The following is a 12,697-nucleotide window of genomic DNA, read 5'->3' as shown; positions in this document are numbered from 1 at the left end:
CAAATTCATCCTCCGGCACTTTTGTAACTACGAAGCATGTACGTATAGAGCCAAATTCCGAAGGCCGCAAATAACACACAAGGGATAATCGCTATAAAAAAATAAGCTTCCCATCGTCCAAGCAGTGTAGATGCAGGAAAGTAAGCAATCATGGAAACCGGAAAAAGAAAAGAACTCACGGCTACGACTGCTTTAGGGAAAATCGTCCCTGGATAGCGTCCAAAAGACTTAATGCTCTCAAACATCTCCGGCAAGCGGGAATTCGCCACCCATTTGAAGGAAATCGCTGCAACAATGAGCGCCACGCCAAACATGACAAGCATCCCTGCTCCAAACAATAACAGGAACAATAACCAAGAGCTGAAGGTCATCCCATCGATTCCGCTAAGTGCGTAAACGAACATGACTACTCCTCCACCTAAAAGCCCGATACTTTCGAACTCAAAAGATCTGGCCAACAGCAGAAAAAGGCTCGAGGTTGGTTTAATTAATACCACTTCCAGCGTTCCTTCCACTACATGGGACATCGTATTCCACATGATTCCGTTGAAAAAAATCCCGGCACAAGCCGTAGACAGAATGAAGACAGATTGAATTAATAGTGCCTCTTTAAAGGTCCATCCTTCAAATGAAGCATTCGAATTATAAATGAATACCGTTACTAGAGGAAACAACACATTCCCTATAAGCATGATAAGACTATTAAGAATAAAATTAACACGATAAGTGATAGCAGAAGCTATATTCGCCTTCATACAAGTTTTGTATATTAAAAACATACGTTTCATGCGCCCACCCCCGTAAAATGCTTAAGCGACACCGCATACAACACCCGGCAGACTATTCCGGCAATAATAACGGCTATAAGCTGCAGCAACAAAACTTGAGGAATAGGTAAGGTTATATCAGCTAAAGTATAGCTACCTGTATAGACCATTGCAGGCAGAAAGGTCGTATATTGAAACGGTAAGAAAAAGGAAGCCATCTGTAAGGATTTTGGAAAAAAGACTAATGGAATCAGTGATCCTGAGAATATCCCCTCACAAAGACTGAAAAAGTTACGAATACTGGAGGATTGCACCATCCAAAAGGCCACCATTCCAATACTATAGTGGATGAAAAAATTCATCATGAACGCCATAGCTATCGATAGCATTGCGTATAGTAAATTTGCGGGTAAAACATCAATATGAAAAATAAAGAAGAAGATCATAAAACAGGGTATAAATTCAAATAGAAGCCCAAGTACCCTATGCCCTGCCTTCTGTGACAATGCATAGAACATATGATTCATTGGTCTTAAAGAGAACGTAATGAATTTCCCGGTGCGAATGAGCATTTGTAAATTCCAATCGGCAAAATCCATGGTCAAGTAGTTGATCAACATCGTGGCGCAAAAATAAGAGAGCATCTGAGAGAGCGACATCCCGTTAATAGAGGATTCCCCGCTATAAACAGCGCTCCATATATAATACTGCACTAAAAAATATACCGGGCCTACAAAAATAGAAACCATCGAATGCGTTCTGTACGCACTCCATTCCTTATAAGTAACAAAAGCAACCGCTCTCATAACGCGAAAGCGGTGCTTTATCTTCTCAAACATAAGTCACATCCTGCCCATCTTTGATATCTCACAACATATAATCTTATTCTTATTCGAGTCCGGACCAGATCACATTGTTTGTACCGAAAATCCCTCTACCGTCCCATATATTTTTATGAAAAGGGATATACCAAACGGCAATCAGCTTTTCTACCGGATCAACGACCAAAGAACAAGACCCCCATCCTTCGTGAAAAAAAGTGCCTTCAGAATAAGATGTACTTTCATTATATCGAAGGTCTGGCCCAAGACCGTATGGTCTATCCGCTCCTCCATCTCCCCATGCGTAGTTTGGAAGTTTTTCAGAATTGAACCGCTTGGTCATTCTCTGAACAGCCATCCGACTTAAGATATGACCACCTTCGTATTCCCCATGGTTAAGCAGCATGATTCCGAACTTTTGTAGATCATTAACGGTTGAATACAGTCCCCCACCAGTTCCGGGAGTCTTGATTTCTTCCTCAGACCTTTGTTCTTCATCCGTAATTTCCCCGTTTTGCAGCTTCAGAAGATATTCCTTGGCTTCTTCCGAACGAATAGCGATCCTACCAGCTTTCTCAGGCGGTATATCAAAGAAAGTATCTGTCATGCCTAACGGTTTTACAATGTTGTCCATTATGTAATCTTCTGCAAAAACACCTGTTATTTTCTCGATAATTGCACCAAGAACCACGTATCCGAACGAGGAATACATCCATTGAGTCCCTACCGGAAAACGAATGCCATAGGAAAGTCCAGCTTTAATCCAGTTTTCTTTTCCAAGCTCTGATTCATAAATATACCACCATGCACTTTTATAGTAGGTATCACTTATAGTGCCATGATCAGGTGCGATGCCGGAGGTATGAGTCAGTAAATGAGCAATTGTAATCGGCTTAAAAGGATCGGCATCAAACTCCGGAAGAATAGAACTAACTGGTTGTCCCATGAAAATTTTTCCATCATCTGCCAGCTGCCAGATCGCTGTTGCCGTAAACAGCTTAGTAATAGAAGCGATTCGAAAAATTGTATCCGTTTTTAATTCTTGGTCGCTATCTTCTTCGTAACTGAAGCGTCCCCCCGCTCCATTAGCAAATATTTTTCCATAACGACTAAGAGAATAAATATAGCCATCGGCTACTTTCTTATTACAGAGATCCTCATAAAAATTATTAAGTGCCTCTAAACGGTCCTCCCTATAATTCGCTTCGTGCAGCTTGCTAAGCTCTGTAGTTGATAACATCATTCACACTCCTCTAGTATTCTATGAAAAGCCATGTCAATTCTCAAAAATGTAATATATTGCTTATTAATAATACCTTTTCAGTACTATTGTTACAACAAAATCTAACGAACTGGAAGGTCAACTTTATATTTAACTATTCTATACTGATCTCACTTCAATATGTATGGTTTGCGTCTTCTATAACCTTAAGAGGAGCCCGGTTTAACCGTCAGCTCCTCAGGAAGGTAAATTTATCTGCGTGGCATGGTAACGCCTACTTTGTTATTATACTTTTCTGTAGCTTCTTTGATGACATCGTTGCCGCCTTTGGAAAGCCACTCTTCTACAACCTTCGGCCAGTCGCTGATAGGCTCCTTCCCATATACCATCTTTACCATATGCGTCAGCAGCACCGGAGGAGCAGTGTCCGAGTTAGGTGCAATGTCTGGATTCTTCACCAAGGCATCAAGCCGCGGGTCGAATTGAATTCCATCACGGCCTTCATTAGCCAGAATAGTATCATATACATTGATCAAGCTTCTGCCTTCTTCTGTCGTATTAAGGGCACCCTTGTTATACGTAGTATCCTGCACCAACCAGAGGAAAGACTGACGGTAACGCTCCTCATCTACAGCAACGGAATCCGTAGGAGAAGTGTATACGATTTTGCCGTTCTCTTCCTTATAGGATTCATCCTTGATCCCAAAGGTAAAGAAGGTTTCTGCCTCTTCACTCAGCATCCAGTCAAAAAATTTCACAATATCCGCAGCATTCTTCGTCCCCTCTTTGATAAAGTAGGTGCGCGTAGCGGAGCCGTATAAATAGGAACCCCCTTTTCCGTCAGGTCCAACTGGCGAAGCAATAATCTCCAGCTTGGCGGATGGCGTTGAAGCCTTCAATTGCTGCTCCCATTGTAGAAGTTCGTTTGCATTCATCGTCCACATAGCGGCTTTGCCTGAGAGGATCGCATTCTTGTAGTTGGTCGGGTTGATAGTAGCGAATTCTTTGTTGATCAAACCCTCTGTATACATGGTGTTGTAGGTTTGTAACGCCTTCATCATATTTTCGCTATCCATAAACTTCGGCTGAATCTGGCCATTTACTTCCTCGAACATAGTCAGGTACGGAAAAACATCATAAGCGCCAAAGAACGCATCAGCATATTTGAAATCTTGACGGCCCATATAAGGGTTCTCTATCCCCAGCTTTTTGAAGGCACGTAACACATTCAAGTACTCATCAACCGTTTTTGGAATCTGCAAGCCGGTTTGATCCAGCAGATCCTTACGAATCCAAGTCGCACGGCGGGATGGATTGGACAGAAACTCCGGTATTGCGTAAATTTTTCCTTGATAGGTGACGTTCTCCCAAGCTTCCTTCGGGATTACTTTCAAAAGGTTCTGGCCGTTTTGCTGCAGCAGATCATCCAAGGGCATGAACACACCAGCTTCAACGGAACCAGCCATTTCCTTGCCATTTACGCCGCCCGAGCCTTGAACGACATCCGGAATATCATTAGTGGCGAACATCTGCACCATTTTCTGCTCGAACTCTTTATGAGGAACCAACACTATATCCAAGTCTGTGTTTGTCATCTCCTCCAGCTTTTTCACCCATTTGTCCTTATTCAAGTCGGGGGATTTCTCAACATAGTTAAAAGCCAGCGTCCGCATCGAGATCGAGAATTCAGTTTTCTGCGGCGTATTTGACGAACCTCCGGCAGTCTCTTCTTTGTCCTTGTTCGAGCAACCTGCAATAACGGTAGCACCCATTACGGTAGCCAGACAGATGCCAATCCATTTTTTCATAATATAACCCTCTCCTTGTACAATGGGGTGTATACGTAAAATGAAGATATTTTAAGGCTAATAAGCTTTTGGGATCTCAACCCGGTGGGTAATTCCCTGATTCGTAAAGTAGACATGAACCCCATGGTCCTGATCGTCCATAAAGTACGATACGTAATCCCGGCTTCCTGCTTTTTGGGGAATCAGAAGAGTGACGATCCGATGGCTTACAGCCTCTTGGGTAGAGGCAGTCAAATGCCAATGCTCGGGCAGCCCTTCCCATTCTTTCGGATCTACATCTGTAAATTGATTGCTTTGACTGAGTGCCATTTCTCCCGAGGAACTATAGACAAATCTGCCCTCCATCTGAGCTTTTTTACCATGTACTTTAAAAGATTGATCCTTCAGCTTCATTGGATACAGCGAATGAAACAGCCAATCTAATTTTCCCGGACGTTCCAGCTCGACACTGTCAGTGATAACAAAGTAAGCGCTATCAAAGAAAAATATTTCCCGCACATACCGCTTGATATAGGGTACATTCTCGCGGTAGGCTTCGGTGGCATCCATTTGCGTGTAGTTGATTCCGGGCGTACTATACGCCTTCAACACCTTGCCGTAGGCTGCCATGTTCTTCGACTTGTCCGTGCCAGCATATTGGCCTTTGCCGTCAATAAGAATTGCGTTCTTGGAGCGAGTCTGCCTGCGCCACTGCATATGCATCGTACTGTTGAATGCAACGTAATAGCCGCTTTCAATAGCCAAGGGCTCGCCGAAGGCATGCAGCAGGAAGGCGTTTTGATCCCCATGGCTATGGCTCACAGAGCCGTAACGGCTGCTCTTGGCCAACAGCATGATATGTTCCTGCGGATCTTCCATCCGATGATGCATGGCGACCCATCCCACATCCTGAAACCACTTCAGAGGTTCTGCAGCCACCGGTGGCTCTGAAGAAATTTGCGGATAATCCGTGCGATAAACTATCTCATCGAACCGGAAATCCCACCAGCCGTAGTTATAGAAGATCATCTGGGTGTCGGGGTTCAGTTCCTTAGTTTGCTCAAAATACCACTGGTACTGCCCATTTCCGGTTAAACCGGCAAATTGGCGGATATTGAAGCCCGTCTTGAGATTGACCGGATCTCCCAGCGACGCTTGATCGCCGAAGCTGGCTCTCACGGTATCAGGACTGAAGCAATAGAGCGGAAAATCACCGGTTTTGCGAAAGAAAGGACGGTCATAGAAATTGATTGCCATGTATTTGCAAATTAAATTGAGTGCCTCCGTAACGAACGCCATCTGAGTGGTCCAATACATCGGACCTTCCGCCCACCCGCCATCTTTGCCACCCCATGGGGTATACATGGCGGAGAAATACTCCAGCGTATAATCAAGCCATTCCTGAGCTTTCTCCTCCTCGCCCAACATGGAAATACAACAGGGAACGAGCACAGAGGATAAAGAGCGGATCGCATGGCTGTCATAAGGAACTTGATGGATTCGGGAACGTTCGATGACATGGAAAGCGATCTGCCCGGTTCTTCGCAGTAGCGCTTGCCTTACCTTAAGGCGTTCTTCTTCCGTCAGAGAGCTGTGAAGCCAATCATAGCCCCATGCCAACGCTCCGGCTATGCGAAAGGAGCATTCATCATTGTAATCCCGGCTGGTGGTACCATCCGTGTTCCAGCTAGCAGCATGAAGCAGCCACTCTTTAGCTTTGGCGATAAGCACCTCGTCTTCCAACATAACTCCAGCTATAGCAAGATGCCGGACAGCATAGAAAACTTCCTGGCAGTCCATATACATCTGCCGCCATAGTTTGGCGACACGCTTATTATCTGGATACGGTGCAGGTTCTGGAATAAGATCGCGCTCTGTCCAGGGTAGAACGGAATGCTTCAGGAAGTCATCCCAGCCAGTTGAAATGGGGTCTTGGCGGACAACTTCCCGGTAAGACGGAAGTTGCTCCGCTTGAAGCCAAAGCCGCGGATGGTTGGCGGAAGCAGTTGAATATCGTTCTGTTCGGGAAGGCAGTGGCGTTAGCGGCAATTCATCCTCCACCACAAAAGCTCTTACTTTACTCCACTCGGATCTGATATCATTCTCCCCGATAAGACTGTATCGCCAATAATACGAGCCGGGCGCCAACGGCTTATCCGGGGTAAACAAATTATAGGGAATTCTACTGTAGGTCAACGTACCTTCAGACTCAAATCCAGTGTTTGAGGAGATCTGCAGCTCATACATACTCTCTTCCAGACATGCAGGCATCCAAGTAAACCGTGGAGGATTCTCTCCAACATCTGTATTTTCATCTGGCCCATATGACAGGTCGAGTACGCCGCTGGTAGGTTGAAATAAAGGTTCTAACATCTCTACTCCTCCGTATTCCGGGACTCTTCCTGAATCAGTCCCTCTTTAGGGTCAAGGCAATAGACCACTACTTGCCCAGTTGTTGCTATCTGTATTCGGGGCGGTTCGCCCACCTGACTCACTAGCTTCAGTACAGCAGGTTCGTGACCGTCCCGATAAACCGTAATAAATTCAACCGACGGACCTTTGTGCCGAAGCATAATGCCTCTTAGCAATCTACTCGGATCTTCGGCATTACCCGGTGTGCGGATTTCATACATAGTGGAGCTGGGCGCCAGTAGAGTACTCGTGGATAGTTCATACTCCCGGCCGGTGCTCACTCCATCATAACGGATATTCCACTCCGTATTTAACGTACATTCCGTCTCATTTTTCATTGCGGACAGTACTTCTACTGAGCCATAACCCGCTTCCAGTCCAAGGACTGTCGGAGAATCCTTCTGGACACGGTGAGGGTCGAACGGTAACAGCAAATGTCCCGTCGGATGAAACCATAAGTCTACTTCCTGACTCCGCACCGTCACCTGCTCAACATGAAACCAATCCAGCAGCCAACCGTCGGCCAAAACAAGATGCCGGTCTAGAACAGCTCCTTCATAGGCGCCGTCTGAGCGAATCCATAAGTACGTAGCGTTGCCTTCCTGGCGGAATTGACAGCAGCTTCCGGTATGTGGAGCTTGGGAGCAGCCTCCGATGGTGACCGTGTTATGGCTCGCGGTTTCGGAATACCATTCCTTGCGCAAAACAGATCCATAAGGAACCATACCCAGCTCGGGAGCAACCTCCCCCCATCGGTGCATAATCGTAATATGAAGCTTGTCGAAATGCCCATGTGATCCGCCATGCTCTCCGAAATCCGCCAGAACGGACAACGGATTGCCCGGGTGGCGGAGCACGGCGAATCCGGAATCCGGCAGTAGGACAGAGTCTCTCACTCTGTAACTGGTCTGAAGTTCCTTACTCTCACCTGCTCCATACAACACTGCCTCCAGACCAGTCCTTAATTCCTGTCCATATAGATACCTATAAGCATTCGCCAGTATTGGCTGGAGACTCGGGTCTTTGTAAACCGCAATACCTATTTCAAATACTTCAGCAATTTCTCGGGCGAAAGGAACGCGCGCATAAGGACCATCATGCACGGCTGGAAGCTCCCCGTTATCGCCGCTAAGCTCTATCAGCAACTGAAACATGCCACGGATGGATTGTCCCTGATCTCCTTTGGCAGCATAGAGGTCAACCCCGAAGCGCCCGTACATCTCGGCTGCTATGAGATAAGCCCGCAATACAAAAATATGGTAGTACGTGCTGCCTTCAAATTCAAAACCATCTGGCTTCACGCCAATGGACAGATGATGATAAAATCCGCCTTCTCCCTCCAGCAAAGAAGCAAGCTTTTCTCTGGTACCTTTGGCGGCATATACACAAGCCAGGCTAGCGTTCAGCCATGCGGTATAATTGTTCTCTGCATTCTTCTTCTCGTAAATGAGGATGTGGCGGTATTGCTCCATACTCTCCTCCAGCATCGAGAAGAACACTTGCAGCTTTACCTCTTCCTCCCCAGTGAACGTTACTCCATGATCCACAAGCAGCAGATAGGCCCGAATAAGCGTGGTGGACCAGATAGCCTCTGTCAGCGCCTGATGAAAGGCACGGCCACTGAGCATCCAGGGTTGAGCATCGGGATGTACCGGATACAAGGGGAACTGCTCTGCATATCCGACAAGAATCTTCTGGGCTAAGCCGCTATAGAAGTCTTCCCCGTCTGCGGCGAATACCGCGGCAGCATGCAGTGCATATCGCGCCATCGCCTGATGCCGGTATACCAACCATGCTCCCCGGTAGGGTTCACCTTCCAGCTTGCAGCCCTTCGGACAAGCAAAGACAACCGCATTGCGCTCCATAGCATCGAAGATTAGCTCAGTATGATGCTGGGGACACACATATTGGTGCCACCAACCACCGGGTTCTGTCGGGAGCAGAATCTCTTCTTTCCAGAAGGGTTCCAGCTCCATTTTCAATTTATCCACCTCGAGACCAACCCAGGAAAAAGTATCTGCTTTCTCCTTAAGGTTCATCATCGCATGAACAAGCCTCCATTAATTTCAATAATTTCGCCTGTCAGATAATCCGACAGCTCTGAAGCGAGGAAGAGTGCCACATTGCCCACATCCTGTGGGACACCTTCCCGGCCCAGCGGAATCTTCGCAATCGTCGCCTGTCTTGCCGCATCCGCGGTAAAGGTGGCATGGAAAGCGGTCTGACCGATAAATCCGGGCGAGATAGCGTTTACATTAATTCCGTGAGGACTCAGCTCTTTGGCAAGTCCCTTGGTATAAGACCATACTGCAGCTTTACCTGCTGCATAAACGGAAGCCCCCGGTCCGCCGCCGTCATGAGCCGCGAGGGAAGATACATTGATGATTTTTCCGCTTTTCTTGGCAATCATTCCCGCTGCTACAGCTTTGCAGGCAAACACGCATGATTTAAAATTGACGTCCATTACCTTATTGTAATGTTCTTCGTTCATTTCAGTATTGGGGACCCGATTGATCATACCGCCCGCATTGTTGACGAGGATATCGATGGTTCCGCCAAAATGCTCCTCTATTTCCTTCACCATATTGTCCAGTTGGGCTGGACTTGTTGCGTCTGCCTGAAAAGCATAAGCTTCTCCTCCGGCCTGACGGATTGCGTCGACCGTCTCCTCCGCAGAACCAAGCAAATAGTTTACAGCCACTTTGGCGCCGGAAGCAGCCAAGGTCTGCAAGATTTGCCGGCCTATCCCTGCATTGGATCCTGTAACAAGCGCAATTTTACCCGTTAAGTCAATTTTCATTGCTAATTTCCTCCTAGTAATAGTCTTGTCTGAACACATCTATTTTCTCACTCCGCAGGCATGGATAAGATCAACCGAGTACCTTCATTCTCCACGCTTTCGACGCTTAATCCGTATTGTTCACCGAACACCATTTGAATTCTCCGGTGCACATTCATGAGCCCGATCCCACCGGTATGATAGAGGGAGTCTCCTTCCGTATCCGCCAGCTGATTCAGATTCAGCTTCTCACGAAGTTTAACAAGCCGCTCATGGGACATCCCTGCTCCGTTATCCTCTATGAAAACTAGAAACCGATCTCCCTCAATTCTGGCGTCAATTCGAATATAATGCCTGTCTTCAATTCCCTCAGGAAACGCATGCTGAAAAATATTTTCGATCAAGGGCTGAAGTGTCAGCCTGACCATCTTAGCCAGTAGCAGCGTCGGTGGAATCACAACGTCGATTTCGAACTCCCTGCCGATCCGGTGTTTGAGAATCGTCATGTAGCTCAGAACATGATTAAGCTCATTGGCAATCCTGATCTCCTCAAGGTTGGTTTGGATAGAGTAGCGCAGCATAAATGCCATAGCTTCCACTATTTCTGTAATTTCATCCGAATCCTGAACGACCGCGTAGCATTTAATATTCTCTAAAGTGTTATATAGATAGTGTGGATTAATCTGCAGCTGGAGTGCTTGGAATTCAGCCTGATGACGCTCCAGAGCCTCCTTCTGGGTGGTAAGCTCCGCTTCGTATACCCGCTCAATCATTTCAGACAACCGGGTCACCATGAGATTGTAGCTGCGCATCAATCCCCCCAACTCATCCTGACGGCCGTTCATCTCAAGCCTGCGCCACCTGCCTTTTTCCGTCTCCCTCATCCCTTCCTTAAGAATCAGGATCGGCTTCGTGATGGATCGTCCGAACCAGATGGCAAGCAATAGTGTGCCAACAAGCGTAAGAGCTCCTACCACCAGTGTGGTCGTTCGAATGGTAGAAATAGGCTTGCGCAGCTCGCCAACCGGTATGGATACTACAAGCTGCCAATTGGAATAATCGGATTTTCTCGACACGAACAAATACTCTTTCCCGTCTACCTTTTCCACGACAGAATCATTTGGGTGTTGAAATACGTTCTGAATGTGCTCAGCAGATAACTCAGAATAGTTTTTGTTTCCTTCTGCCCGATATAGGAGCTTGCCGAATTCGTCCATGATAAAATAGGACCCGCCCTGTCCCAGATCAAGAGGCTCCCATATGCGGGCCAGATCCTCTGCCTTAAATTCAATGGCTACTATACCTTTCGGGCGATAGGAAGCGAGTCCTCTGATCCGGCGGACCATCGTAATAATGTTCTTATCCCCTTCATTCATCACATTCGTGTTAAGAATGGTGATGCGGCCGCTCTCCGGCGTATGCTCGCTTAAGAAGCGGTAACGTTCCTGCGGATGAAACTTCAGGCTATGCGCTTGATTTGAGTTATCATCGCTAATGGCCTTGCCATGTTCACCGATAACGTATATCAGATTAATCTGGGGATACAGAATAAACAAAGACCGAAACAAATACTTCTGAATATCATTCGTATATTGATAGTAGGAGTAGCTATTCTCCGGGTCCATATCCAGGAACTCTTTGACTTGATTGTAAGACAGGATGGAGTCGCTAGCCTTTTCATAATTTTGCAAATACAAATCCGTTTGATAGGACGCGCTTCGGATGACTTGGGCAATGGACTTCTCTGAAGATTTATCCAGCTCAGCCGAAGCCTGAAAATAGGAGATAAATCCAACCATGGACAAGGAAAGAAGAATAACGGTCAAAAAGGAGGCAAACAACTTGTTCGACAGACTTTTTCTCATCAATCTATCCCCAGCTGGTTGCGATACTCAGAAGGAGCCAGCCCGGTAAACTTCTTAAATGTCTTCGTAAAATGGGGATGGTCTGCATACCCGACCTCATAGGAAATATCGGTTATCCGAAAGCTTGCATCGGCAAGCAACCTTTTGGCCTTCTCCATCCTACGTTTGATGCGGTAATGTACAAAGGTCTCTCCCGTCGAGTGTTTAAACATCTGGCTGAAGTAAGAGGCATTTAGACCAAGTACTTCCGCCACCTCCTCGAGCGATACTTCCTGAGCGAGATGCTTTTCGATGAATGCTTTAGCTTCCTCTATCGGATCCTTCGCTTTGCCCTTGCGCTTTCTACGGAGTTCTTCCAATATAGTTGCTGACGCTTCTGCGAAGCAGTGGAATAACTGTTCAGGTCCAGCTGCTGCGGACAAGTCTAACACGCTTTTACCGGGTATGACCGAATTGACAAGGAGCTTCTTCACGAGCAAGGCGTAGCCCTCTTCCAAAAGCTCTTTTTGCTGACTTCGGCTCATCTTGCGCTGGAGGAAGTCAGTTTCCCATTCCTGAAGTACAAGGTACAACCTCTCTTTATCCAAGGTCCAGATGGCATCATCCATACGCATGACCCATTCATCAATCTTAGCGACAGAAACAAAACTCTCCAGCTTCTTTCTATACGCTTCCAGTTTGGCGATCACATTTTGAAGGTTCACTTTGCTCACGGGCTTCAGGAGATATTCTTTCACTCCATAAGACACACATTGGCGGGCGTATTCAAAATCACCGTAACCTGAGATAACAACGGTTTGAATATCCGTTTCCATCTCCGACAACCGCCGGCATAACTCCAGTCCGTCGACTTTGGGCATGCGGATATCTGTAAAAAGAAAATCCGGCTGTTCCTCCATAATGAGCTGAATTGCCTCTTCGCCATTCTGAGCAAGTTTGATATTATACGGATGCTCGCTGCATTGCTGGATCATGATAGACAGTCCCTTTCGAATCATGGGCTCGTCGTCTACGATTAATACACATCTCATCCATGGATACCAC

9 protein-coding genes are annotated in these 12,697 nt (G+C 46.6%); all 9 read right to left on the bottom strand.

Translation table 11 applies throughout. From position 1 onward, the window contains the following. Nucleotides 1-5: 5 nt before the first annotated feature. Complete coding sequence (locus MKX41_RS03665; protein ID WP_340968727.1) at nucleotides 6-788, bottom strand: ABC transporter permease; 783 nt, start codon at nucleotides 786-788, stop codon at nucleotides 6-8. Further along, nucleotides 785-1,606: an ABC transporter permease gene (locus tag MKX41_RS03660; RefSeq protein WP_076283144.1), complete on the bottom strand. Its 822-nt coding sequence runs from the start codon at nucleotides 1,604-1,606 to the stop codon at nucleotides 785-787. The genes MKX41_RS03665 and MKX41_RS03660 overlap by 4 nt, the downstream gene beginning before the upstream one ends. A 49-nt stretch (nucleotides 1,607-1,655) precedes the next feature. Continuing rightward, nucleotides 1,656-2,831 (bottom strand): serine hydrolase domain-containing protein, encoded by a 1,176-nt coding sequence (locus MKX41_RS03655; protein WP_340968726.1) that lies wholly within the window; start codon nucleotides 2,829-2,831, stop codon nucleotides 1,656-1,658. A 230-nt stretch (nucleotides 2,832-3,061) separates the two neighbouring features. After that, nucleotides 3,062-4,618 carry an extracellular solute-binding protein gene (locus MKX41_RS03650; protein ID WP_340968724.1) on the bottom strand — a complete coding sequence of 519 codons (1,557 nt, stop codon included), beginning with the start codon at nucleotides 4,616-4,618 and terminating at the stop codon, nucleotides 3,062-3,064. Nucleotides 4,619-4,675: 57 nt separating this feature from the next. After that, on the bottom strand, nucleotides 4,676-6,970 hold the full coding sequence (locus MKX41_RS03645; protein ID WP_340968723.1) for a DUF4962 domain-containing protein: 2,295 nt from the start codon (nucleotides 6,968-6,970) through the stop codon (nucleotides 4,676-4,678). Between the two features lie 2 nt (nucleotides 6,971-6,972). Further along, entirely contained in the window at nucleotides 6,973-9,051 is a 2,079-nt protein-coding gene (locus tag MKX41_RS03640; protein WP_340968722.1) for a heparinase II/III domain-containing protein, read from the bottom strand. Next, on the bottom strand, nucleotides 9,048-9,809 hold the full coding sequence (locus MKX41_RS03635; protein WP_340968720.1) for an SDR family NAD(P)-dependent oxidoreductase: 762 nt from the start codon (nucleotides 9,807-9,809) through the stop codon (nucleotides 9,048-9,050). The genes MKX41_RS03640 and MKX41_RS03635 overlap by 4 nt, the downstream gene beginning before the upstream one ends. Before the next feature lie 47 nt (nucleotides 9,810-9,856). Next, complete coding sequence (locus MKX41_RS03630; protein WP_340968718.1) at nucleotides 9,857-11,653, bottom strand: sensor histidine kinase; 1,797 nt, start codon at nucleotides 11,651-11,653, stop codon at nucleotides 9,857-9,859. Next, nucleotides 11,653-12,684: a response regulator transcription factor gene (locus MKX41_RS03625; RefSeq protein ID WP_076283151.1), complete on the bottom strand. Its 1,032-nt coding sequence runs from the start codon at nucleotides 12,682-12,684 to the stop codon at nucleotides 11,653-11,655. Before MKX41_RS03625 ends, MKX41_RS03630 begins: the two co-directional genes overlap by 1 nt. Between the last annotated feature and the right edge of the window lie 13 nt (nucleotides 12,685-12,697).

The sequence above is a fragment of the Paenibacillus sp. FSL R5-0475 genome, from assembly GCF_038004585.1.
Taxonomy (GTDB): Bacteria; Bacillota; Bacilli; order Paenibacillales; family Paenibacillaceae; genus Paenibacillus_AQ.
Note: the sequence above shows the minus strand (reverse complement) of the source record. Positions and strands in the feature narration are given on the sequence as shown.

Coding starts and splice junctions, on each gene's coding strand:
- MKX41_RS03645 (WP_340968723.1), bottom strand. CDS start 6,970: ATGTTAGAACCTTTATTTCAACCTACCAGCGGCGTACTCGACCTGTCA.
- MKX41_RS03640 (WP_340968722.1), bottom strand. CDS start 9,051: ATGATGAACCTTAAGGAGAAAGCAGATACTTTTTCCTGGGTTGGTCTC.
- MKX41_RS03660 (WP_076283144.1), bottom strand. CDS start 1,606: ATGTTTGAGAAGATAAAGCACCGCTTTCGCGTTATGAGAGCGGTTGCT.
- MKX41_RS03635 (WP_340968720.1), bottom strand. CDS start 9,809: ATGAAAATTGACTTAACGGGTAAAATTGCGCTTGTTACAGGATCCAAT.
- MKX41_RS03625 (WP_076283151.1), bottom strand. CDS start 12,684: ATGAGATGTGTATTAATCGTAGACGACGAGCCCATGATTCGAAAGGGA.
- MKX41_RS03655 (WP_340968726.1), bottom strand. CDS start 2,831: ATGATGTTATCAACTACAGAGCTTAGCAAGCTGCACGAAGCGAATTAT.
- MKX41_RS03650 (WP_340968724.1), bottom strand. CDS start 4,618: ATGAAAAAATGGATTGGCATCTGTCTGGCTACCGTAATGGGTGCTACC.
- MKX41_RS03630 (WP_340968718.1), bottom strand. CDS start 11,653: ATGAGAAAAAGTCTGTCGAACAAGTTGTTTGCCTCCTTTTTGACCGTT.
- MKX41_RS03665 (WP_340968727.1), bottom strand. CDS start 788: ATGAAACGTATGTTTTTAATATACAAAACTTGTATGAAGGCGAATATA.